Origin of the sequence: Actinomadura sp. NPDC049382 (assembly GCF_040677125.1) — a bacterium.
Lineage (GTDB): Bacteria > Actinomycetota > Actinomycetes > Streptosporangiales > Streptosporangiaceae > Spirillospora > Spirillospora geliboluensis.
In genome coordinates, this window is sequence record NZ_JBFARO010000029.1 from 54280 (window position 1) to 75465 (window position 21186).

A 21186-nucleotide genomic window follows, 5' to 3' on the forward strand; every position below is an offset into this window, starting at 1 on the left:
GGAAGTCGCAGCCCTCGGGAAGGTCGTAGCCCGGCATCATCCGATCGGTTGATGCCGGGTCGAGCGGGCCGGGCGATGTGCGCGGGCGGCGCCCGCCGGGATGCTCGAAGCATGCCGATCATCGAAGTCAACGGCCTGCGCAAGGTCTACGGCGGCCGTCCCGTGGTGGACGACGTCACGTTCGCCGTCGAGGAAGGGGAGATCTTCGGGATCCTCGGCCCCAACGGCGCCGGGAAGACGACGACCGTCGAGTGCCTGGAGGGGCTGCGCGAGCCCGACGCGGGCGCCGTCCGCGTCGCCGGGCTCGACCCGCGCACCGAGCGCGGCGAGCTGACCCGGATCCTCGGCGTCCAGCTCCAGGAGAGCGAACTCCAGGAGAAGCTGACCGTGCGCGAGGCGCTGGAGCTCTACAGCGCCTTCTACCCGGACCCGGCGGACTGGCGCGAACTCGCCGAGCGCCTCGGCATCACCGGGAAGCTCGCCAGCCGCTTCGGCAAGCTGTCCGGCGGCCAGAAGCAGCGCCTGTTCATCGCCCTCGCCCTCATCGGCCGCCCCCGCATCGTCGTCCTGGACGAGCTGACCACCGGCCTCGACCCGCGCGCCCGCCGCGACACCTGGCAGCTGATCGAGGACGTCCGGGGCTCCGGCGTCACCGTCCTGCTCGTCACCCACTTCATGGAGGAGGCGCAGCGCCTCTGCGACCGGATCGCGGTGTTCAAGCAGGGCCGCCTCGCGGCGCTCGACACCCCCGCCGGGCTGATCCGGCGCAGCGCCGGCGGCACCGTGCTCTCCTTCACCCCGTCCCGTCCCCTCGACGACGGCGAGCTGACCGGGCTGCCCGAGGCCACGACCTTCGAGCTGCGGGACGGCCGCGTCACCGTGCACGGCACCGACGCGACCGTCAACGCGGTCATCTCGCTGCTCGCCCGCCGCCAGATCACCGCCCACCAGCTGCGGATCACCGATTCCACGCTGGACGACGCCTTCCTCGAACTCACCGCAGAGCAGGAGAACTGACGTGTCCGCGTCCACCGCCGTCCTCAGGGCCGAAGCCCGGCTCTTCTCCCGCGAGCCGTTCAGCCTGTTCTGGATCGTCGCCTTCCCGACCGTGCTGCTGACGATCCTCGGGCTGATCCCGTCGTTCCGGGAGCCGGACCCCTCCCTCGGCGGCAACCGCGTCATCGACCTGTACGTCCCGGTCAACGTGCTGCTCGCGCTGATCATGGCGGGGATCCAGGCGCTGCCGCCCGTCCTGTCCGGGTACCGGGAGCGCGGCATCCTGCGCCGCATGTCGACCACGCCGGTGCGGCCGGGCTCGCTGCTGGCCGCGCAGATCGTCCTGCACTTCGCCGCCGCGCTGGGGTCGGCGCTGCTGGTCATCGCCGTCGGCCGGATCGCCTTCGGCGTGGCGCTGCCCGGCCAGGTGCCCGGCTACCTGCTGGCGCTGCTGCTCGGCGCCCTCAGCGCGCTCGCGCTGGGCGCGGCGGTCACGGCGGTCACGCCGACCACCAAGGCCACCACCGTCGTCGGGTCGGTCGTGTTCTTCCCGGCGATGTTCCTCGCGGGGGTGTGGGTGCCGGTCCAGGCCATGCCCGACCTGCTGCAGGACGTCGTAGAGTACTTCCCGTTCGGGGCCGCGTCGCAGGCCCTCAACCAGGCCGCCGAGGGCGGCTGGCCCGACTGGGCGCACCTGGGCGTCACCGCGGGGTGGGCCGCCGTCCTGATCGCCGCCGCCGTTCGCTGGTTCCGCTGGGAGTAGGGAAAACTGGGGCAATGGCGACAATCCAGGAGCAATGGGAACGGTTCTATCGCTGGGGACCGTTCGCCCTGCTGCCGCTCGCGACCTTCCTGGCCCTGCTCATCCGCGACATGGTCATGTCGGTGGCGGAGGAGCGGGCGGCGGCGGCCCTCCTGGTCACCGCGCTGGCGCTCCAGATCCTGCACGCCGGGCGGAAGATCCCGGGGCCCGTCTACTTCTGGACGCGGACCGCCCTCGCCTTCGCCATGTCCTGGCTGAACCCGTTCTTCTCCGTCTACGCCGTGCTCGGGTACTTCGACTCCCAGCACTTCCTGAGCCGGCGCTGGGCCATGGCCGGGGCGTTCGTCACGGCGGTCACCATGGCGGGCGCGCAGTCGGGCGGGCTGCCGCCGCAGAGCCCCGGCCAGGCGGCCGGGTTCGCCGGGCTCCTCGTTCTGAACAGCGGGCTGATCGTCGTCTTCGGCGCCCTCGCCGACCGGGAGGCCGAGCGCACCCGCGTCCAGGACGAGACGATCGCCGAACTCGAGCGGACCAACGCCCGGCTGGAGCAGGCCCTCGCCGAGAACGCCGGCCTCCAGGCCCAGCTGCTCGTCCAGGCCCGCGAGGCCGGCGTCAGCGACGAGCGCCGCCGGCTGGCCGCCGAGATCCACGACACCATCGCGCAGGGCCTCGCGGGCATCATCACCCAGCTCCAGGCCGCCGAGGACAGCGAGCACGTCCGCCGCGCCACCGACCTCGCCCGCGCGAGCCTGCGCGAGGCCCGCCGGTCCGTGCAGGACCTCGCGCCCGCCGACCTGGAGCACGGCACGCTCCCCGAGGCGCTGAAGAAGGCCACCGAGGGCCGGGCCCGGTTCACCGTCACCGGGACGGTCGAGCCGCTGCACGACGAGCTGGAGGCCGCGCTGCTGCGCATCGCCCAGGAGGCCCTCGCCAACGCCGCCCGCCACGCGCACGCCGAACGCGTCGGCGTGACCCTCTCCTACATGGACGACGAGGTGACCCTGGACGTCCGCGACGACGGCCGCGGCTTCGCCGTCGCCGCCCGCCCGTCCGGCGGCTTCGGGCTGACCGCCATGCGCGAGCGCGCCGAACGCGTCGCCGGCACCCTGGAGGTCGAGTCCGAGCCCGGCCGGGGCACGGCCGTGTCCGCCCGCGTACCTTTGATCCGCCATGCCTGACGCCGCCGCCGAGAACACCGCTGACATCAGCCTGCTGATCGTCGATGACCACCCGGTCGTGCGGGACGGCCTGCGCGGCATGTTCGCCGCCGCCCCCGGGTTCGAGGTGCTGGCCGAGGCCGCCGACGGCCGCGAGGCCGTGGCGCTCGCCGCGGAACTCCGGCCCGACGTCGTCCTCATGGATCTGCGGATGCCCGGCGGAGGCGGCGTGGAGGCCATCTCCGAGCTCACCCGGCGCGGGCTGCCCTGCAAGGTGCTCGTCCTCACCACCTACGACACCGACACCGACACGATTCCGGCGATCGAGGCGGGCGCGACCGGCTACCTGCTGAAGGACGCGCCGCGCGACGAGCTGTTCGACGCCGTCCGCGCCGCCGCCGAGGGCCGGACCGTGCTGTCCCCGGCCATCGCGGCCCGGCTGGTGTCGCGGGTGCGCGACCCGCGCGGCGGCGGCTCGCTCAGCGCCCGCGAGCTGGAGGTGCTGCGGCTGGTGGCGCGCGGCACCGGCAACCGGGAGATCGCTTCCGAGCTGTTCATCAGTGAGGCCACGGTCAAGACCCACCTCACGCACATCTACGCGAAGCTCGACGTCAACGACCGGGCGGCGGCCGTGGCCACCGCCTACGAGAGGCACCTGCTGCCCTAGCCGGGCTCCTCGGGAGGGCCGTCGATGATGGCCTTGATCGCGCTGATGGTGAAGTCGGTGACGGCTGCGGGGTCCTTGCCCGCGTCGATGGCGCGGACGGCGGTGTCGACCAGCGACTGGACGGCGCTTTGCAGCAGGTCGGGGTGCCGGACGTCCAGCTCCTCGACGGACCCGCTGAGCAGGGCCTCCAGGTCGCGGTGCAGCGCCATGATGCGGGCCGTGCCCTCGGGAGAGAGGGACGCGCGGGCCAGGCCGACGCGCCATTTGTGGTCGCCGCCGGAGCCCTCGGCGATGTTGGCGCGGGCGTAGGCGAGGACCCGCTCCGCCGGGGTGGGCGCCGCGTCGACCGCCCGCCGGACGGCCTCGGTCCAGCGCGGGAAGTCGCGGGCGACGACGGCCTCGATCAGCTCGTCGACCGTGTCGACGTACTTGTAGACGCTGGACCGGGCGATGCCGACCCGGCGCGCCACCGCGCCCACGGTGAGCCCGGCGCCCTCGCGCAGGATCTCCTCGGCCGCGTCGACCAGCGCCGCCTCCATCCGGCTGCGGTGCTCCCGGACGGTCGGCGCGTTGATCTTCGGCACCCCGTCGCCTCCGCTTCCCCCACCCCCGGACGGCCCATCGACCGGGCCCGGATATGGTATCCGCAGTTATAGCGACACCCTGTTTCCAAAATTCCCCGTCCCCATGATGAAGGTGCCCATGTCGGCTCTGCTGCGGGCGATGCTCGCCTCCAAACGCTCGGCGGCCCTCACGGTCGCGCTCTGGATCGTCCTGACCGGTGCCCTGGCCGGGCTGGCCCCCGACCTGAAATCGGTGCAGGACAACTCGTCGGCGAACAGCGCTCCGGCGGCCAGCGACTCGTCGGTCGCGCAGCGGGAGCTGGAGCGGGCCTTCCCCGGCAGCGACGCCCTCCCGGCCGTCGTGGTCGTGAAAGCCGAGGACGGCCCGGCCGCCACCGCCGCCGTGACCCGCGCCGCAGGGGCCGCGGGGGAGGGGTTCGGCATGCCGGTCTCCCCGGTGTGCGGCCAGGACGGGACGAAGCCCGGCACCGACTGCGTCCCCGGCGGCGACGGCCTTACCTCGGCGGACGGCAAGACGCGCGTCGTGATCGTCCCCGTCACCGGCGACCCGACCGGTGACGCGTTCGAGGACGCCGTCGCCGGTCTCCGGACGGCCGTCAAGGACGCCGCCCCGGCGGCGACGGTCGCGGTGACCGGCCCCGCCGGGATCATCGTCGACACCGTGAAGGTCTTCTCCAGCGGGGACAAGGTGCTGCTGCTCGGCACCGTCCTGCTCGTCCTGGTGATCCTGCTGGCGGTCTACCGGTCGCCGCTGCTGGCCCTCGTGCCGCTGCTCGCGGTGGGCGTGGCCATGCGTGTCACCCAGACGCTCGGCGCGCTGCTCGCCGACGCGGGCGCCATCACCGTCAGCTCGCAGACCGCGTCGATCATGACCGTGCTGCTGTTCGGGGTCGGCACCGACTACGCGCTGATCATCACCAGCCGGTACCGGGAGGCGCTCGCCGACGCCCCCGACCGGTTCGCCGCCATGCGGGCGGCGCTGCGCGGGACGGCGGAGTCGGTGCTGGCCAGCGCGTCCACCATCGTGCTCGCCATGTTCGCGCTTCTGGCCCTGGTGTCCCCGGCGCTGCGCGGCTTCGGGCCCTACCTGGCGCTCGGCGTCGCGGTGATGGCGGTCGTCGCCTTCACCTTCATCCCGGCGGCCGTCCTGCTGCTCGGACGCGCGGTGTTCTGGCCGTTCTCCGAGGTGGCGATGGCCCGGCGCGCGGCCGGCGGAGGCGTCTGGCGGCGCGCCGCGGACCTGGTCGTCGTCGCGCCGCGCCGCGTCCTCGCGGCCACCCTCGTGCTGCTGGCCGTGCTCTGCCTCGGCATGACCGGCTACAAGGAGAGCTTCGACTTCGTCAGCGGGTTCCGGGTCGGCACCGACTCGGCCGCCGGGCAGCGCATCATCGACCGCGACCTCGGCCCGGGGGAGATCGCGCCGTCCACGCTGCTCGTGCGCGGCACGGGCATCACCCCAGGCCAGGCGGAGGCCGTCCGGGCGAAGATCGCCCCGCGGGCGGCGCGGACGGCGTTCGACCCGTCCCGCGACATCGCGCCCGGCGGCGGGGCCGCGCGGATCACCGTCGTCCTGAAGGACAACCCCTACTCGCCCGCCGCGATGGACGCCGTCGACCCGCTCCGGGCCGCCGCAGCCACGGCCGCGCGGGACGCCGGGATCGCCCAGGCCCGGGTGCTCGTGGCCGGGCCCACCGCCGAGACCGCCGACATCAAGTCGGCGCTCGACCGGGACATGCTCGTCCTCGTCCCGCTGGTGCTGCTGATCGTCGGGGCGGTGCTGGCCGGGCTGCTGCGGTCGGTGCTCGCGCCGCTGTACCTGCTCGCCACGCTCGTCCTGTCGTTCCTGGCCACGCTCGGCCTGACCGTCGCGATCACCGTCTGGCTGGGCGGGGACCTCGGCATCGGCAACCGGGTCACCGCCTACGTGTTCATCTTCCTGGTGTCGCTCGGCGTCGACTACAACATCTTCATCATGAGCCGGTACCGGCAGGAGGCGGCGCACAAGCCTCCGGTGGAGGCGCTGCGCGCCGCGATCACCCGCACGGGCGGCGTGGTGTCCTCGGCCGGGCTGATCCTCGCCGGGACGTTCGCGGTGCTGATGACGCAGCCGATCCGCGAGCTGTACCAGTTCGGCATGGCGATGGCGATCGGCATCCTGCTGGACACGTTCGTCGTCCGGCCGCTGCTGGTCCCGGCGATCGTGCGGCTGCTCGGCGACCGGGCGCTGTGGCCGCGCCGCCCCGCCGTCCGGGGCTGATCGGGAGGGGCTGATCGGGAGGGATCAGGACGGGCGGATCAGCCCGCGGCGGGTCGCGGCGGCGACCGCCGCGGTGCGGGAGTCGACGCCGAGCTTGGCGTAGATGTGCACCAGATGCGTCTTGATCGTCGTCTCGCTGAGGAACAGCCGCTTGCTGATCTGCCGGTTCGACAATCCCTCGGCGACCAGGCCGAGGACGTCCAGCTCCCGCGCGGTGAGGGTGGCCGCCGGGGTCCGCATGCGGCCGAGCAGCCGGGACGCGACGCTCGGCGCGAGCGCGCTGTCCCCGGCGGCGGCCGACCGGATCGCGGCGAACAGCCGGTCCGGCGGGGCGTCCTTGAGCAGGTAGCCGGTGGCGCCCGCCTCGATCGCGGCGAGGATGTCGGAGTCGGTGTCGAACGTGGTCAGCACGAGGACGCGCGGCGCGTCCGGCCCGGCGGTGATGCGCCGGGTGGCCTCGCCGCCGTGGATGCCCGCGCCGAGCCGCAGGTCCATCAGGACGACCGACGGCTTCAGCCGCCGCGCCTCCGCGACGCCCTCCTCGCCCGTCGCCGCCTCGCCGACCAGCTCGAAGTCGGGCTGGTCGGCGAGCATCGCGCGGATGCCGGAGCGCACCACCGGGTGGTCGTCCACCAGCAGGATCCTGATCGGGCTCATGTGCCGCCCCCGTCGCCGGCCGGTACCGGGAGGGTCGCCACGACGGCGGTGCCCTCGTCCTTCGCGGACTCGACCTCCAGCGTGCCGCCGAGCGCGCGGGCCCGCTCCCGCATGGCCCGCAGGCCGTAGCCGTCGACCGGCGCCGCCGGGTCGAAGCCGCGGCCGTCGTCGTAGACGTCCAGCACCACCATGTCGTCGAGGTAGGTCAGCGTGACGCCGACGTTGCCGGCGCCGGAGTGCTGCGCGGCGTTGCCGAGCGCGCCCTGCGCGATGCGGACCAGCGCCACCTCGTACTCGGTGGGCAGCTCCAGCGGCTCGCCGGACGTCTCGAACCGCATCCGGGACGCCGACCGCGCCGCCGCCGACTCGGTGATCCGGCGGAGCGCGTCGGTGAGCGACGACCGCTCCAGCACGGGCGGCGCCAGCTCCCGCACGAAGTTGCGGGCCTCCGCGAGGTTCTCCGCCGCCGCCTCCTCGGCCTCGGCGAGCCGTCCCCGGGCGGTGTCGCGGTCGGAGTCGAGGTCGCGCTGCGCGGCGCGCAGCAGCAGGATGATGCTCGACATGCCCTGCGCGAGCGTGTCGTGGATCTCCCGTGCCAGCCGCTCCCGCTCGGTGAGCCGCGCCGCGTCCGACTCCGCCCGGACGAGCCGCTCCCGGGTCCGCACGAGGTCGTCGATCAGCAGCCGGCGCTCCTCGCTCTCCCGGTAGAGCGCCTGGTAGGCGAGCGCCATCAGGGTCGCGACGGCCGCTCCGACGCTCGGCCCGACGACCTCCGCGAGCGTGACCCCGTCGCCGTGCCAGGCGACCGCGCCGATCGCGGCGGCCGTCAGCAGCACCACGCCGGGCAGCGCCCACGCGAGCCGCAGCAGGTGGACGTACAGGAAGAACAGCGGGAAGGCCAGCCACACGAAGGCGGGGGACGCGAGCGCCAGCGCCGCCCACCCGGCGGTGAGCACCGCGAGCCACGCCCGCGCCGGCCCGAGCCGGGGACGGTGCCGCGTGCTCTGGACGATCCCGCCCGCGTACACGGCGCCCAGCAGGAGCCCGCCCGCCAGCACCGGGCCGTCCCGCAGGCTGCGCGCCAGGGCGATCGCGAGCAGGACCGCGAAGGTGCCGTGCATGGCCCAGGCGAGCAGGCGCATCGCCGGGGAGAACGGATCGTTCCTCATTTCTCACCCAGCGTAAGCGAGGAACCCCCAGGTCACATCGATCGAAAGGTTGATTCCGGCCGTCCGGAAGGAGGCGGCCCGGCGGTGCCGCCGCACGATGTGCCGCCCCGTCCCGCGCGGCGAGGCTGGAGGCACTGGAACCGAGCTGGACGGGGGATTCACGGTGTTCGTGGCGCTACGGGACCTGCGCTTCGCCAAGGGGCGGTTCGCGCTGATGGGAGCGGTCGTCCTGCTCATCACCCTGCTCGTGACGATGCTGTCCGGGCTCACCGAGGGCCTGGCCCGCGACAGCGGCTCGGCCATCGCGAACCTGCCCGCCGACCGGGTCGTGCTGAACGGCGACTCCTTCACGACCAGCCGCATCGACCAGCGGACGCTGCAGGGCTGGCAGGACGTCCCGGGTGTACGGGCCGAACCGCTCGGCATCGGCATGAACCGGCTGGGGGAGGGGACTCCGGTCGCCCTCTTCGGCGTCGACGCGGGCAAGGACGCGCCGCCGCCGGGCCAGGTCACCCTCTCCCGAGACCTCGCCGAGGAGACCGGGCTCAAGCCGGGCGCCACGGCGGAGATCGCCGGACGCTCCTTCACCGTCGCGGGCGTCGGCGGCGCCGCGTCCTACAGCCACAACCCGGTCGCCTGGCTGCGGATGGACGACTGGAAGGCCGCCGACCCGCAGGGCTCGTCCGTCCTGCTGCTGCACGTCACCGGGGACCCGGACCTCGGCGCCGCCGACCGGCGGCTCGGCACGACCGCGCTGACCCCGGGCGACGCGGTCTCCAAGATCCCGTCCTACGCCGCCGAGAACGGGTCGCTGCAGCTCATGCGCGGCTTCCTGTTCGCGATCTCGGCGCTGGTCATCGGGGCGTTCTTCACCGTCTGGACGATCCAGCGCCGCGGGGACGTCGCCGTCCTCAAGGCGCTCGGCGCGAGCACCGGCTACCTGCTGCGCGACGCGCTGGCCCAGGCCGTGCTCGTGCTGCTCGCCGGGGCGGGCCTCGGCGGCGCGATCGGCGCGGCGGCCGGGCTGGCGCTCGGCGGGGCGGTGCCGTTCGTCGTGTCGGCGGGGACCACGGCCCTCCCCGTCGCCGCCATGATCGCGCTCGGCGCCGCCGGGGCCGCGCTCGCCATCCGCAAGATCACTTCTGTCGACCCGCTGACCGCGCTGGGAGCGGCACGATGAGCCTGAACCTGACCGATGTCGTCCTCACCTACCCCGACGGCGACCGGACGCTGACCGCCCTCGACCACGTGAGCCTGGCCGTCCGGCCGGGCGAGTTCGCCGCCGTCGCCGGGCCGTCCGGCTCCGGGAAGTCGAGCCTGCTGGCCGTCGCGGCGACGCTGATCCCGCCCGCCGCCGGCACCGTCGAGATCGCGGGCCGCGACGTGACCGGCCTCGGCCCGGCCGAGCGCACCCGGCTGCGCCGCGACCTCATCGGCATCGTCTTCCAGCAGCCGAACCTGCTGCCGTCCCTCACCGCCGCCGACCAGCTCGCGGTCATGGCGCACCTGTCGGGCGGCCGGGCCGGCCGCCGGAACGCCGCCGACCGCGCCCGCGAACTGCTCGACGCCGTCGGCCTGGCGGGGATGGAGCACAAGCGCCCGCACCAGCTCTCCGGCGGCGAACGCCAGCGCGTGAACATCGCGCGCGCCCTGATGAACGACCCGAGGGTCCTCCTGGTGGACGAGCCCACGAGCGCCCTGGACCACCACCGGGGCGAGCAGATCGTGAAGCTCCTGGCCGACCTCACCCGCGACGCCCGCGTGGCGACCGTCATGGTCACCCATGACCGGGCGCAGCTGGCCGCCGTCGACCGCGTCTACGAGATGACCGACGGCCGTCTCGCGCAGCGGTCAGCGCTCGGAGAGGTAGCGCTCCGCGGTCTCGCGTAGGCGGGCGTGGACGCCGTCGTAGGCGGACACCCCCGGCAGGGCGGCCTTGGGGAGCTTGGCGAGCATCGTGTAGTTCGTGTCGACGACGTTGCCCGCCGGGGCCAGACCCGCCTGGCTGACGAGTTGGTAGGCGTCCAGCTCCTCCAGGCCGGCGAGGGCGGACGTCCAGGTGACCAGGTCGTGCTGGCTGATCCGGAAGGCGTCCTCCAGCGGGCGCGCCGAACCGGTCGACATCAGGTGGAGGTCGTCCTCCAGCCGGGGCCACGCCGGAGCGGCGCCCTTGATGAGGTCGACGACCACGACGGTGTTCATCGCCGCCTCGACGGCCGTCCCGCACACCTCGCCCTCGCCCTGCCGGCAGTGGCCGTCGCCGAGGGAGATCAGCGCGCCCGGCACGTTGACGGGGAAGTAGGCCGTCGTGCCCGCCCGCATCTCCGGGGTGTCCATGTTGCCGCCGTGCGCGCCCGGCGTGATGCTCATGATCACTTCGTTGGCGGCGGGCGCGACGCCCACGGTGCCGTGCATCGGGTCGAGAGGCAGCTCCACCTCGAAGTCGCTGCGCCGGGCACGGAAACGGCAGACGCCGCGGGCGGCGTCCACCTCGTAGACCCAGACCCGCTCCTCCAGGGCCGGGTGCAGCATCGCCGTCGCGTGCGTCGTGGTCAGCGCCCCGAAGTGCGGGAACGTGGTGGAGACCGCCCAGTCCCGGGCGGGGCGGATGTCCACGAAGTGCACCGCGACCGCGTCGCCGGGCTCGGCGCCCTCGACCGCGATCGGGCCGGTCACCGGGTTCAGGTAGGGGAACGTGCACACCTGGCTCGGCAGGTCGTCCACCCCTTTGACCGCGCCGCCGAAGCAGTCCTCGGTGGTCAGTTCGACCACGGTGCCGGGGGCCACTGTGAGGGCCGCCTCCCGTCCGCCGAACGCGTAGGCGGGCTCCGCGCCGTCCAGCGCGACCACGTCGAGCGTCACTTGCCGTCCTCCTCCTCTTCGATGCCGGCCAGGGCCGGGCGCCGGTGCATGACGAGCAGCGCGACCAGCACGGCCGCCCCGACCGCCAGCCACAGGAACGCCAGCTTCTGCGCCGCGACCTTCGCGTTGATCACCACATAGCCCAGGATCAGGAAGCCGATCGCGGGCGCGACCAGGTGCCGCCACCAGTCCCGGCTGCCCGAGCGGACGACGTAGTGGACGACGACCGACACGTGCAGCGTCAGGAACGCCGTCATGGCGCCGAAGTTCACCAGCGAACTGAGCAGCGTGATGCCGTCGTCCCGCTCTGCCATGTAGAGGCCGAGCACCAGCGAGACCGCCGCGACCAGCAGCGTCGCGTTGACCGGGACGCGCCGCGTCGGGTGCACCTTGGCGAGGAAACGGGGCAGCTGCCGGTCCCGCGCCATCGCATACAGCAGCCGGGACGTCGCCGCCTGCGCGACCAGCGAGTTCGCGAAGCCCCACGCGATCGCGGTGGCGAGCGCCGTGAGCTTGGCCAGCCAGGCCCCGCCCGCGACCCGCGCGGCGTCGTAGAACGCGGTGCCGTCGGGGTCGCCGTCCTTCACCAGCGCGTCCGGGTCGGGGACGAGCAGCGACGCCACCCACGTCTGGACGATGAACAGCAGCCCGACCAGCACCAGCGCGGCGACCATCGACCGTCCGATGGCGCGGGCGGACTCGCGGTTCTCCTCCGCCAGCGTCGAGATGCCGTCGAAGCCGAGGAAGCTCAGCACGGCGATGGACACCGCACCGAACACCAGCCCCCACGAGAACGTGTCGCCGTTGTAGATCGGCGTGAAGCTGCCGCCGCTGTGCCCCTTGCCCTGCGCCAGCGCCACCACGCCCACGGCCAGGAAGATCAGCAGGATGACCAGCTCGGCGAGCAGCATGACGCGGTTGATCCGCGCGGTCATCTCGATGCCGAAGAAGTTGACGACCGTGTTCAGCACGACGAACGCGGCCAGCCACAGCCACACCGGGACGCTGGGTACCAGCGAGTTCATCGCCACGCTCGCGATCAGGTACAGCAGGCCCGGCACCAGCACGTAGTCGAGCAGGATCATCCAGCCCGCCAGGAACCCGACCGGCGCCGCGATCCCGCGCCCGGCGTAGGTGTAGACGGACCCGGCCATCGGGAACGCCCGCGACATCTGCGCGTACGACGCGGCGGTGAACAGCATGGCCAGCATGCCGACCGCGTACGCGAGCGCGACCATGCCGCCCGCGCCCTCGAAGACGCTGCCGAAGATGCCGAACGGCGCGATCGGCACCATGAAGATCAGCCCGTAGACCACCAGGTCGCGGAAGCCGAGCGAGCGCTTCAGCTCCTGCGTGTAGCCGTACTGTTCGAGCTTCGCCTGCTCGGTGCTCATGGCCCCTCCTCCGCGCGGGGGACCCGCCCCGCGCCGTGAGCGACCCTAGAGCTTTTCTTTTCAGATGAAAAGATTCCAAACGAAAAGACTTCACAGCCGGGCGATCACGGCGAGGTCCAGGCCGTCCGCCCTGGCCAGGTAGGTCGCCGCGGGCGGCGGCCCGAGCGGCGCCGCCGACCACGCCAGCCGGGCCGCCCGGTCGTCCCCGCCGAGCAGCCGCACCGCGCCGGACCGCCCGTCCCGCACGGTCAGCAGCCCCGCCGCCGCGAGCGCCGCCGCCAGGTGCACGCCGTCGTAGCACCCCTCCGCGTAGGTGTCGAGGACGGGCGCCGCCGCCCCGAACGCCGCCCGGTACCGCTCCGCCAGCGCGATCCGGCGGTCATCGCCCTGCCCTGCGAACGACCGCATCGCCGAGTACAGCTCCCCGGTGTCGTCGCCGCCCGCCGCGAGCAGCACGTTCTCCTTCCAGCGCCCCGGACAGCCGCACCATCCCGGACGCCGGCCGCGCCGCCGCGAACACCCGGTTGAACACCGCGAGGTCCCGGCCGACCAGGCTGAGCAGGATCGCCTGCGCGCGCGCCCGCTCCAGCGCGTCCACCAGCTCCTCGAAACCGGCCTCCGGATCGTCGCCGGACGCCAGCGGGAACGGGACGAGCCGGTCCAGCACGACCTCGGCGCCGAGCGACCGCACCAGCCGCCCCGCCACCCGGTGCACCGACCGCGGCCAGATGTAGTCGTTGCCGACCAGCGCCCACCGCCGCAGGCCCCGCCGCTCGCTCAGCCGCCGCACCGCGGGCCCGAGCTGCCGCTCCGGCGAGTCGCCGAGCAGCACCACGCCCGCCCGCCGCGGCCCGCCCTCGTGCGGCGGCGTGAAGATGTAAGGCACCACCCCGGCGAGCGCCGCCTCCAGCGCCCGGTGCACGTCGCTCGTATGGAACCCCACGAATGCCTGGACGAGCCCCGCCCCGGCGAGGAACCGCGCCTCGGCCGCCACCGCCTCCGGCCGGCGCCCGGCGTCCACCGGCACCAGCTCGACGCCCCGCCCCGCCGCGTTGACCTCGATCGCGGCCAGCCGCGCCGCGCTCAGCCCCGACGGCCCGGTCAGCCCGAGCGGCCCGGACAGCGGCAGCAGCAGCCCGAGCCGCAGCACCCCGGCGTCCGGGCCGGTGACCAGCAGCTCCGTGGCGTCCCGCAGCACCGAATCGGTCATGACCTGGCAAGTATGCTCTGTGGACGGACGGCCGGAAACAGGGGAGACGGACGTGGTCGAACGGCGGGACACGGTCGAACGGCGGAACACGCGCACCGACCTCGTCGACCTCCTCACCCGCGCCCAGCGCGCCCTCACCCGCGACCTCGGCGCCGTCCTCGACGAGGAGGGCACGACCGTCGAGCAGTGGCGGGTCCTGCGCGCCCTCGCCGGCGCCGACGACGTCTCCATGGGCGAGCTCGCGGCCGTCGTCGAGATCCCGCACCCCACCCTGACCCGGCTCGTCGACTCCCTGGTCGACTCCGCCTACCTCTACCGCTCCCACTCCGCCCGCGACCGCCGCCGCGTCTCCGTCCACGTCTCCGACCTGGGCCTCGCCAAGCTGGCCCGCCTGGAGGCCCTCGCCGAGGCCCACGAACGCTCCCTCGCCGACGCGGAGACCGTCCAGACCCTCTCCACCCTGCTCACCGACCTGTGGACGGACCTCCGCCGCCCCGCCCCGTGAAAGCTTTCACGCCGCGCATGACGCGCCGTCGCACCGCGGGTTAGCCTGCCGACTGGAAGCGCTTCCAGTCCGGCCACCCCCGCCACCGGAACGGAGAACGCGCGATGCGACGCGACCGGATACGCCGTGCCCTCACCCTCCTCCTCGGAGCGGCGCTCCTACCGATCCTCTGGGTCGACACGGCGTCCGCCCACGGCTCGGTGATCGACCCCGCCTCCCGCAACTACGGCTGCTGGGACCGCTGGGGCGACGACTTCCAGAACCCCGCCATGCAGCAGGAAGACCCGATGTGCTGGCAGGCATGGCAGGACAACCCCAACGCCATGTGGAACTGGAACGGCCTCTACCGCAACAACGTCGGCGGCAACCACCAGGCGTCCATCCCCGACGGCCAACTCTGCAGCGGCGGCCAGACAGAAGGCGGCCGCTACCGCTCCATGGACGCCGTCGGCCCCTGGAAGACCACCGACATCGGCAGCACCTTCTCCATCAACCTGTACGACCAGGCCAGCCACGGCGCCGACTACTTCCTCGTCTACGTCACCCGCCAGGGCTACGACGCCCTCACCCAGCCGCTGCGCTGGAGCGACCTGGAACTCGTCCGCCAGACCGGCCGCTACGCCCCCGCCAACAACTACGTGATCGACAACGTCACCGCCCCCGGCCGCTCAGGCCGCCACGTGGTCTACACGATCTGGCAGGCGTCCCACATGGACCAGTCCTACTACATCTGCAGCGACGTCAACTTCCGCTGAATCGGCACGTCTGCTCCCACACGGAGGCCCGGAAGCGGCGCGATGCCTGCTTCCGGGCCTCTGCAATTCTCAAAAAGGGGGACGGTTTGTCTGGTTCTTATTTCAGGTCGAGCCGGCCCGCTTTGATGTGCCCGAGGAACCCGGCCACCGTGGCCCGGTCGAGAACGATGACGGGGCTCGACTCATCGAGGACACTGTCGCGGACGCCGGTCGACCCCGCCCCGAGAGGACGCACCTCAAGGCACCCGGTGTTCGCCCCGCAGAACCGGCTTTTGCGCCAACTGCGCTCCGGGTCCGCCGACCCTGCCGGGCGGGTAGGTGCCGTCGATCGTTCGGCGTCCATTGCCATGTGTGTGTCCCTTACCTAGGCTGAGGTGCGCAAACCCCCGCACTCAGCAATGGGCGAGGGTGTGGGCGCAGCTAGGACACAACAATGGCGGGGCCAGGCTAGCAAATGCGAGACGGCACGCCGAATGCGTTCGGCAAAAGCGGCGATTAGATGGTGGTCCGAAGCTCAGCACGTTGCAGCGTCTCCGGTAGGACGTGCAAGGGAACGTGCCTACTCGCCTCGGCGTCGGGTACGTGGATCCAGCCATAGCGGGTCAAGCCGCAGACGTTGACTTCGACCGCGCGTTGGTACGACTGCGGGCACAGACCGGAGTATCCGTGGACGATGGTCGCTTCGTAGATCTGCTGCGACACGACCAGCACGAGAGGCGCGTCGGTGTTCCGCAGCGCCGCGCGGACCGCGTCCGCGTCGAGGAGCCGGATGGCCGCGTCGATCTCCGCGCCGAACGGCCCGTGGTCGTCGCGGAGCAGGTCGCCGGCGTGGACGACCGCTCGCATGCGCAGCCGCCGGTCGGGACGGTCGGCGGGCCGCAGCGCGGCGTTGTAGCCGCCCAGCAACTGCGCCAGCACGGGGATGAGCGGGTCCAGCAGGCGGGACCTCGGGACCTCGTCCGTCGGCTGGACGAGCACGAGGACGCCGTCGCCGCGGTCCTCGATGGGCTCGCAGAACCGCTCGTCGATCCCCGCCGCCCGCATCGCGCGGTGCAGCAGCAGGTAGAGCTGGTTCCGCAGCTCGACCTTGACGAGGTCGGTGCGGGTCGACGAGCTCTCCAGGTCGAGTGCCAGGATGCTCCGATGTAGGGGGCCGCAGAGGGGCAAGGTTTCGTCCTCCCATCCCCGTCCGGCGGACATGTCGTCCGCGACGCAGAGGCCGCCACCGCCGAGGTGGCATGTCCCGGTGGCGCGCCATCGCGGTCACGGGCACTGACGCAACGCTCCGCCGCAGGCGGGCGAACCCGCGGCGACTTACTCCCCTTGCCCCCAATATGCCCGACCCGCGATGCGAGTGCAGCATGCACGGCGTGATGCACAGGGGCGTTCATGAAAGTCTATCCTTGCGGTGATACGCCGTTCTGGAATTCTCGCGCGGAACGGACCGACTTTTGAGGTAATATATGCGGTGCAACATGCACTGCGGGTTTCGCATCAGACCGTTGGCCAGTTACCCCAGCAAATCAAGATCTCCATCGCCAGGTGGCCGCCGCCATTCCTGGCCGGCCTCGGGGAGAGTGGCAGTGCCGACATCTCAAGCCCCGTCCGTGCGCCGGCGTCGCCTCGGCGTCGCGCTGCGCCGCATGCGCGAGGGCAGTGGTCTCAGCGCCGAGACGGTCGGCCGGCGGCTGCGCTGGTCGGCGTCCAAGGTCTCCCGCATCGAGACGGCGCGGATCGGGGTGCGAGAGGCCGATGTCAAGCGCATGCTCAAGCTGTACCGGGCCGAGGACCACGCGCTGACCGAGCTGCTCGCCCTGGCGCGCGAGGCCGCCAACCCGGGGTGGTGGACCCGCTACCCGGGCCTGCCGCCCGACCAGGCCGCCTACTGCGCGCTGGAGGACGAGGCGGACGTCGCGCTCGCCTATGAGGCGCAGATCGTGCCGGGGCTGCTGCAGACGGAGGATTACGCGCGCCGCCTGATCCTCGGCTGGGCGGAGATCGTCCCCGTGCCGCCGGCGGTCGTCGAACGCGATCTCCAGGTGCGCATGAAACGCCAAGAACTTCTGCGGGCACCGCGTTCCCTGCGGCTGTCCGTGATCTTGGACGAGGCCGTGCTCCTGCATCGCATCGGCGGTGCCGCGATCATGTGGCGGCAACTGGAACGGCTGGTCGAACTGGCGGGCCTGCCGAATGTCGAATTGCGGATACTGCCGCTGGGCGCTGATCACAGCGCCGCGCTGCACGCGTTCACACTGCTGGAGTTCGCGCCGTCCTTCGAGGTCACCTTTCCCGCCGTCGTGCACAGCGAAAGCCATCCGATGAGCCTCGTCCAGGACGAGATCGTCACGCACGAGCACCACCGTGTCTTCGACTGGCTCGCGCAGCGGAGCCTCACGCCCGCGGAGTCGGTCGACGTGGTCCAGCGCACCGCCGGGCGCGAGTGGTGCTCTTGATCTCGCGGTGTCGGTGGGGGGTCGTAGGGTCGGGGTATGTCGCGGCGGCGGTTCGAAGTGGCCATGGGGCGTATGCGGGACGGGGATCCGCGGGTGCGGGAGGGGGCGTTCGACTTTCTGCGCGAGCATGCGGACGCCTACGTCGACGAGTTGATCGCCGAGTTCGCGGTCGAGGACGATCCGGGGCTGCGGTGCTGGCTGCTGGAGCTCGTGGCCGAGGCGCGGTCCGGGAAGGCGCTGGACGTGTTCCGCGACCAGCTGGAGAGCCCGGACGAGTCGCTGCGGTTCTGGGCTGCGCGGGGGCTGGAGATGCTCGACACGCGGGCGGCCGAGCAGGTCCTCGAGCAGGCGCGCGACGAGGGGTGGATCGCTTAGCCGGGGTGTGCCCGGCTAGGCGGCCGGGCCGTGGGGGGCGAAGGTGCCGTAGGCGCCCTGGTGGAACAGCAGGGGCGTCTCGCCGTCGCCGAGCTGCAGGTGCTCGACGCGGCCGATGACGATCTGGTGGTCGCCGGCGTCGTGGAGCTGCTCGGTGACGCAGTCGATCCAGGCGACCGCGCCGTTGATGACCGGGTTGCCGGCGGGGGACGGGCGCCAGCCGATGTCGTGGAACTTGTCGGTTTTGCGCACCGCGACGGCGCGGCACACGTCCTCCTGCGCGGCCGACAGGACGTTCACGCAGAACCGCTCGCCCGACTCGCGCAGCGCGCGCCACGAGCTGGAGCCCTTGTCGGGGAGGAAGGCGACCAGCGGCGGGTCGAGCGAGACGGAGGTGAACGAGCCGACCGTCATGCCGATGGCGGTGCCGGCCGCGTCCAGCGCGGTGACCACGACGACGCCGGTCGGGTAGTGGCCCAGCACCTGCCGGAAGCGGGCGGGGTCGATGGCCTCGTTGGTCGTCAGGCGCATGACGGAACTCCTCCCTGTAGCGATCGCTACAGAGAATGCCATCCGGGACCCCGGCCTGACAAGCGTGAGGTTCCGGTGCTCAGCCGGCGACGGCCCGCTCGACCACGGCGACGGTGATCGCGACGAAGTCGTCGGGGTCCCAGTCGTCGTGGATCTGGTGGGCCAGGAAGAGGCCGTCGGTGGCGGCCATCACGATGCGGGCGAGGTCCATCGCCAGCTCGGGGCGGCGGGCCTGCAGCTCGGTGTCGAAGTACGAGGTGAACCAGGCCGCGATGCTGCTCGCGACCGAGTCGCGGGTGGCGAGGAAGTACCGGCGGGCCTCCGCCTCGACCTCGCGGGACTCCAGCAGCAGCATGTGCCCGATGCGCAGGAAGTCGGGGGCGTCGCGCAGCGAGCGCACCGAGCGGGACAGGATCGCGCGCAGGCTCTCGGCCAGCGGGCGCTCGTCGCGGGGGTCGCGCTCCCAGCGCGGCTGGGCGGCGATCCACTGCTCGAAGCTGTGCCGGATCACCTCGGCCATGAGGTGGTCCTTGTCGCGGTAGAACCAGTACACCGAGCTGGCCGGCAGGCCGGACCGCTTGGTGACCCGCGAGATCGTGGTGCCCTCGTAGCCGCACTCGGAGGCGATCTCGGCGGCGGCCTTGAGGATGCGGACCCGGGACAGCTCCCGGTCGTCGGCGGAACGCGTCGTCGGCATCGCGGTCACGCCGCCTCGCCGAGCCAGGCGAGGGCCTGCGCGTGCACGCCGTCGGCGATCAGGTCCACCATCCGCTCCAGGTTCCAGCCGCGGCCCGAGTGGACGCCGACGTACAGGCCGTCCATCACGGCGAGGTGGAAGCGGGCCATCCGCTCGGCGACCTCGCGCACCCGGTCCGGGTCGCCGGCCGGGAGCACCTGCTCCCACCAGTCCCGGATGGCGGTGCGGGTCTCGCCGCGCACCTCGATGTAGCGGCGCCGCGCGGACGGCTCCTTCGGACGGTTCGCGAGGCCGAGCATCAGCCCGAGCCGCCAGAACTCCGGGCGGTCGGTGATCGCCCGCGACGCCCGGTGCAGCCGGTCGCGGATCTCCTCGGCCGGGTCGGAGACCGCGACGCGCTCCTGCCAGGTCGGCGCGGTGTCGCGCCAGCGCCGGTAGCTGAACTCCAGGGTCTCGGCGAGCAGTTCGTCCTTGTTGCGGAAGTGCCAGTAGACCGAGCTGGCCGGCAGCCCGGTGGCCTCGGTGACCAGGGCGATCGAGGTGCCGTCGTAGCCGCGCTCGGCGGCGATGGCGAGGGTGGCCTCCAGGATCCGCAGCCTGGACTCCTCACCCTGCTGGTGGCGGCGCGCCGTTTTCCGCATCCGGCAATCATCTCCCCTCTGATCATCGGAAACCCGACCGCGGTGGGGGGTTGTGTCGACCATCACATCACGGGTACGGTCACCGCACGTCCCTGTAGTGATCGCTCCAATCAGTGTAGTGATCGATACGGGCGGAGATCGGTGACCTGGAGTAGACAATGCCCACCTCACGCAGAGCTCCCCGCCGCCGGCGGCTGCTCGCCCCCGTCCTGGCCGCGCTGACCGCGGCCGCGTCCCTCACCGCCTGCGGCTCCGGCGACGCCGGCGTCAGCGCCGCCGACGCCAAGACCCAGGCCGCCGACCTCGTGAAGCTGCTCGGCGTCGAGGACGGCGCGGACCTCGGCGGCAAGGTCACCTTCAAGCTCGGCGCCGCGCTCACCCTGTCCGGGCCGTCCGCGAGCAACGGCGAGTCGATGCGCAACGCCATGGAGCTCGCGGTCGAGCAGATCAAGGCGGCCGGCGGGCCGGCGATCGAGCTGAGCGTCAAGGACATCAAGGGCCCCGACCCTGTCGCCGCCAAACAGGCCGCGTCGGAGCTGGCGGCCGAGGGCGTCCCGGCCAAGATCACTTCGATGGGGGACGGCCTCGGCGCGATGCTCGCCGACACCGACAAGAGCAAGATCCTCAGCCTGGACGGCGTCGGCGGCGCCCAGGTCTTCACCAAGGGCACGCAGTACTTCTACGGGACGCGGGAGGTCGCGCCGTCCGACGCGGCGCCCGGCGCCCTGGAGTGGTTCAAGCGGGCGCACCCGCAGGGGCGGACGGTCGGCCTGGTCGGCGTCGACCTCGGCCCCCTGAACGCGGCCATCCAGGCCGACATGAAGGCCAAGATCGAGGCCGCGGGCCTCACCTACAACGGCCTCTGGGAGACGCTCTCGCCCAGCTCCCAGGACTACGCCAGCATGATCGCGAAAGTGAAGAAGAACGAGCCCGACCTGCTCTGGGTCGCCTTCGGCGGCGCGGCGCCCGGCGCGTTCGCCGCCCAGGCCAAGAGCGCCGGCGTGAAGAGCGAGCTGCTCGGCATCGAGTTCACGCAGGAGGCGGTCAAGGCGTCCAAGGGCGTCCTCGACCGCGAGGGCTTCCGGTTCGCGATGGACTACTTCGACGCGTCCAAGCCGTCGAACCCGCTGGCCAAGCTGTTCGCCGAGGCGTACGAGAAGGCGTACGGCGAGCCCGCCGACTTCTACGCGGCGAACGCCTACGAGGAGACCCTGATGGTCTGGGACCTCATCCGCCGCGTCATCGCCGAGGGCGGGAAGCCGGACGACAGCGCCCAGCTCAAGGCCGCGCTGGAGAAGGACCCGAAGTTCGCCTCCGTCTACGGCGGCGACGCCGCGACCGTCGGCGCCCTGGAGATCGACCTGAAGACGCACGGCGTCGCCAAGCGGCCGATGGGCGTCTTCGAGTACAAGGACGGCAAGGTAGCGCCGCTCGCCACCTACGACGTGGGCGGCGGAGACTTCCGCCTCGCCCGCTGACGGCTTCCTCCGGGGCGGCCCCGCCGCGGGCCGCC

At 72.6% G+C, this 21186-nt stretch carries 24 protein-coding genes; 12 read left to right on the forward strand and 12 right to left on the reverse strand.

What is annotated here, in order from left to right:
• Positions 1 to 111 precede the first annotated feature (111 nt).
• The 4 genes from AB0K34_RS19620 to AB0K34_RS19635 are packed head-to-tail and all read left to right on the forward strand — an operon-like array spanning position 112 to position 3583.
• Entirely contained in the window at positions 112 to 1017 is a 906-nt protein-coding gene (locus AB0K34_RS19620) for an ABC transporter ATP-binding protein (protein ID WP_171069052.1), read from the forward strand.
• Position 1018: 1 nt separating this feature from the next.
• A complete protein-coding gene (locus tag AB0K34_RS19625; protein ID WP_138637235.1) occupies positions 1019 to 1759 on the forward strand; it encodes an ABC transporter permease in 741 nt (246 codons plus the stop codon).
• Positions 1760 to 1773: 14 nt separating this feature from the next.
• Positions 1774 to 2937: a sensor histidine kinase gene (locus tag AB0K34_RS19630; RefSeq protein WP_138637237.1), complete on the forward strand. Its 1164-nt coding sequence runs from the start codon at positions 1774 to 1776 to the stop codon at positions 2935 to 2937.
• Positions 2930 to 3583, forward strand: a complete 654-nt coding sequence (locus AB0K34_RS19635) for a response regulator transcription factor (protein ID WP_301174871.1) — start codon at positions 2930 to 2932, stop codon at positions 3581 to 3583. Before AB0K34_RS19630 ends, AB0K34_RS19635 begins: the two co-directional genes overlap by 8 nt.
• Here AB0K34_RS19635 and AB0K34_RS19640 read toward each other — a convergent pair.
• Positions 3580 to 4167: a TetR/AcrR family transcriptional regulator gene (locus AB0K34_RS19640; RefSeq protein WP_301174870.1), complete on the reverse strand. Its 588-nt coding sequence runs from the start codon at positions 4165 to 4167 to the stop codon at positions 3580 to 3582. The genes AB0K34_RS19635 and AB0K34_RS19640 overlap by 4 nt on opposite strands.
• Before the next feature lie 118 nt (positions 4168 to 4285).
• On the opposite strand from AB0K34_RS19640, the gene AB0K34_RS19645 reads away from it, so the two are divergent.
• Positions 4286 to 6424, forward strand: coding sequence for an MMPL family transporter (locus AB0K34_RS19645; protein WP_364550132.1), 2139 nt, complete (start codon positions 4286 to 4288; stop codon positions 6422 to 6424).
• 24 nt (positions 6425 to 6448) lie between these two features.
• Here AB0K34_RS19645 and AB0K34_RS19650 read toward each other — a convergent pair whose 3' ends face one another.
• Positions 6449 to 7081 (reverse strand): response regulator transcription factor, encoded by a 633-nt coding sequence (locus AB0K34_RS19650; protein WP_138637242.1) that lies wholly within the window; start codon positions 7079 to 7081, stop codon positions 6449 to 6451.
• On the reverse strand, positions 7078 to 8250 hold the full coding sequence (locus AB0K34_RS19655; RefSeq protein ID WP_364550134.1) for a sensor histidine kinase: 1173 nt from the start codon (positions 8248 to 8250) through the stop codon (positions 7078 to 7080). Before AB0K34_RS19655 ends, AB0K34_RS19650 begins: the two co-directional genes overlap by 4 nt.
• Before the next feature lie 169 nt (positions 8251 to 8419).
• Between AB0K34_RS19655 and AB0K34_RS19660 the strand changes: the two genes are divergently transcribed.
• Complete coding sequence (locus AB0K34_RS19660; protein ID WP_364550136.1) at positions 8420 to 9430, forward strand: FtsX-like permease family protein; 1011 nt, start codon at positions 8420 to 8422, stop codon at positions 9428 to 9430.
• A complete protein-coding gene (locus tag AB0K34_RS19665; protein ID WP_364550138.1) occupies positions 9427 to 10140 on the forward strand; it encodes an ABC transporter ATP-binding protein in 714 nt (237 codons plus the stop codon). Before AB0K34_RS19660 ends, AB0K34_RS19665 begins: the two co-directional genes overlap by 4 nt.
• Here the strand turns inward: AB0K34_RS19665 and AB0K34_RS19670 are convergent.
• From AB0K34_RS19670 to AB0K34_RS19685, 4 genes are all read right to left on the reverse strand, one after another.
• Positions 10102 to 11112: an acetamidase/formamidase family protein gene (locus AB0K34_RS19670; RefSeq protein WP_364550140.1), complete on the reverse strand. Its 1011-nt coding sequence runs from the start codon at positions 11110 to 11112 to the stop codon at positions 10102 to 10104. The genes AB0K34_RS19665 and AB0K34_RS19670 overlap by 39 nt on opposite strands.
• Positions 11109 to 12506, reverse strand: a complete 1398-nt coding sequence (locus AB0K34_RS19675; RefSeq protein ID WP_364550142.1) for an APC family permease — start codon at positions 12504 to 12506, stop codon at positions 11109 to 11111. The genes AB0K34_RS19670 and AB0K34_RS19675 overlap by 4 nt, the downstream gene beginning before the upstream one ends.
• Before the next feature lie 90 nt (positions 12507 to 12596).
• Positions 12597 to 12962, reverse strand: a complete 366-nt coding sequence (locus tag AB0K34_RS19680) for a hypothetical protein (protein ID WP_364550143.1) — start codon at positions 12960 to 12962, stop codon at positions 12597 to 12599.
• Positions 12886 to 13716 carry an ABC transporter substrate-binding protein gene (locus AB0K34_RS19685; protein ID WP_364550145.1) on the reverse strand — a complete coding sequence of 277 codons (831 nt, stop codon included), beginning with the start codon at positions 13714 to 13716 and terminating at the stop codon, positions 12886 to 12888. The genes AB0K34_RS19680 and AB0K34_RS19685 overlap by 77 nt, the downstream gene beginning before the upstream one ends.
• Before the next feature lie 52 nt (positions 13717 to 13768).
• Here AB0K34_RS19685 and AB0K34_RS19690 point away from each other — a divergent pair, with 52 nt between their 5' ends.
• Together AB0K34_RS19690 and AB0K34_RS19695 are read left to right on the forward strand one after the other, a co-directional pair.
• Positions 13769 to 14221, forward strand: a complete 453-nt coding sequence (locus AB0K34_RS19690) for a MarR family transcriptional regulator (RefSeq protein ID WP_301174864.1) — start codon at positions 13769 to 13771, stop codon at positions 14219 to 14221.
• A gap of 104 nt (positions 14222 to 14325) precedes the next feature.
• Positions 14326 to 14976 carry a lytic polysaccharide monooxygenase auxiliary activity family 9 protein gene (locus tag AB0K34_RS19695; protein WP_301174863.1) on the forward strand — a complete coding sequence of 217 codons (651 nt, stop codon included), beginning with the start codon at positions 14326 to 14328 and terminating at the stop codon, positions 14974 to 14976.
• 97 nt (positions 14977 to 15073) lie between these two features.
• Here the strand turns inward: AB0K34_RS19695 and AB0K34_RS19700 are convergent, their stop codons facing one another.
• Complete coding sequence (locus AB0K34_RS19700) at positions 15074 to 15325, reverse strand: DUF397 domain-containing protein (protein ID WP_364550147.1); 252 nt, start codon at positions 15323 to 15325, stop codon at positions 15074 to 15076.
• Between the two features lie 146 nt (positions 15326 to 15471).
• Positions 15472 to 16143, reverse strand: a complete 672-nt coding sequence (locus tag AB0K34_RS19705; protein WP_301174862.1) for a hypothetical protein — start codon at positions 16141 to 16143, stop codon at positions 15472 to 15474.
• 440 nt (positions 16144 to 16583) lie between these two features.
• Here AB0K34_RS19705 and AB0K34_RS19710 point away from each other — a divergent pair, with 440 nt between their 5' ends.
• Entirely contained in the window at positions 16584 to 17429 is an 846-nt protein-coding gene (locus AB0K34_RS19710) for a helix-turn-helix transcriptional regulator (protein WP_240808625.1), read from the forward strand.
• Positions 17430 to 17465: 36 nt separating this feature from the next.
• Positions 17466 to 17804 carry a HEAT repeat domain-containing protein gene (locus tag AB0K34_RS19715; RefSeq protein WP_301174861.1) on the forward strand — a complete coding sequence of 113 codons (339 nt, stop codon included), beginning with the start codon at positions 17466 to 17468 and terminating at the stop codon, positions 17802 to 17804.
• 15 nt (positions 17805 to 17819) lie between these two features.
• Here the strand turns inward: AB0K34_RS19715 and AB0K34_RS19720 are convergent, their stop codons facing one another.
• The 3 genes from AB0K34_RS19720 to AB0K34_RS19730 form a co-directional block, all read right to left on the reverse strand.
• Positions 17820 to 18335 (reverse strand): flavin reductase family protein, encoded by a 516-nt coding sequence (locus AB0K34_RS19720; protein ID WP_138641124.1) that lies wholly within the window; start codon positions 18333 to 18335, stop codon positions 17820 to 17822.
• Between the two features lie 79 nt (positions 18336 to 18414).
• Positions 18415 to 19032 (reverse strand): TetR/AcrR family transcriptional regulator, encoded by a 618-nt coding sequence (locus AB0K34_RS19725; RefSeq protein ID WP_138641123.1) that lies wholly within the window; start codon positions 19030 to 19032, stop codon positions 18415 to 18417.
• A 5-nt stretch (positions 19033 to 19037) separates the two neighbouring features.
• Positions 19038 to 19673 (reverse strand): TetR/AcrR family transcriptional regulator, encoded by a 636-nt coding sequence (locus tag AB0K34_RS19730; RefSeq protein WP_301174860.1) that lies wholly within the window; start codon positions 19671 to 19673, stop codon positions 19038 to 19040.
• Positions 19674 to 19831: 158 nt separating this feature from the next.
• Here AB0K34_RS19730 and AB0K34_RS19735 point away from each other — a divergent pair, with 158 nt between their 5' ends.
• Positions 19832 to 21151 carry an ABC transporter substrate-binding protein gene (locus AB0K34_RS19735; protein ID WP_301174859.1) on the forward strand — a complete coding sequence of 440 codons (1320 nt, stop codon included), beginning with the start codon at positions 19832 to 19834 and terminating at the stop codon, positions 21149 to 21151.
• The last annotated feature ends 35 nt before the right edge of the window (positions 21152 to 21186 follow it).

Bases quoted from the DNA above. Each gene is read 5' to 3' on its own strand.
- AB0K34_RS19620 (WP_171069052.1), top strand. From the start codon at position 112: ATGCCGATCATCGAAGTCAACGGCCTGCGCAAGGTCTACGGCGGCCGT.
- AB0K34_RS19630 (WP_138637237.1), top strand. From the start codon at position 1,774: ATGGCGACAATCCAGGAGCAATGGGAACGGTTCTATCGCTGGGGACCG.
- AB0K34_RS19635 (WP_301174871.1), top strand. From the start codon at position 2,930: ATGCCTGACGCCGCCGCCGAGAACACCGCTGACATCAGCCTGCTGATC.
- AB0K34_RS19645 (WP_364550132.1), top strand. From the start codon at position 4,286: ATGTCGGCTCTGCTGCGGGCGATGCTCGCCTCCAAACGCTCGGCGGCC.
- AB0K34_RS19650 (WP_138637242.1), bottom strand. From the start codon at position 7,081: ATGAGCCCGATCAGGATCCTGCTGGTGGACGACCACCCGGTGGTGCGC.
- AB0K34_RS19655 (WP_364550134.1), bottom strand. From the start codon at position 8,250: ATGAGGAACGATCCGTTCTCCCCGGCGATGCGCCTGCTCGCCTGGGCC.
- AB0K34_RS19665 (WP_364550138.1), top strand. From the start codon at position 9,427: ATGAGCCTGAACCTGACCGATGTCGTCCTCACCTACCCCGACGGCGAC.
- AB0K34_RS19675 (WP_364550142.1), bottom strand. From the start codon at position 12,506: ATGAGCACCGAGCAGGCGAAGCTCGAACAGTACGGCTACACGCAGGAG.
- AB0K34_RS19685 (WP_364550145.1), bottom strand. From the start codon at position 13,716: ATGACCGATTCGGTGCTGCGGGACGCCACGGAGCTGCTGGTCACCGGC.
- AB0K34_RS19695 (WP_301174863.1), top strand. From the start codon at position 14,326: ATGCGACGCGACCGGATACGCCGTGCCCTCACCCTCCTCCTCGGAGCG.
- AB0K34_RS19700 (WP_364550147.1), bottom strand. From the start codon at position 15,325: ATGGCAATGGACGCCGAACGATCGACGGCACCTACCCGCCCGGCAGGG.
- AB0K34_RS19715 (WP_301174861.1), top strand. From the start codon at position 17,466: ATGTCGCGGCGGCGGTTCGAAGTGGCCATGGGGCGTATGCGGGACGGG.
- AB0K34_RS19720 (WP_138641124.1), bottom strand. From the start codon at position 18,335: ATGCGCCTGACGACCAACGAGGCCATCGACCCCGCCCGCTTCCGGCAG.
- AB0K34_RS19725 (WP_138641123.1), bottom strand. From the start codon at position 19,032: ATGCCGACGACGCGTTCCGCCGACGACCGGGAGCTGTCCCGGGTCCGC.
- AB0K34_RS19730 (WP_301174860.1), bottom strand. From the start codon at position 19,673: ATGCGGAAAACGGCGCGCCGCCACCAGCAGGGTGAGGAGTCCAGGCTG.
- AB0K34_RS19735 (WP_301174859.1), top strand. From the start codon at position 19,832: ATGCCCACCTCACGCAGAGCTCCCCGCCGCCGGCGGCTGCTCGCCCCC.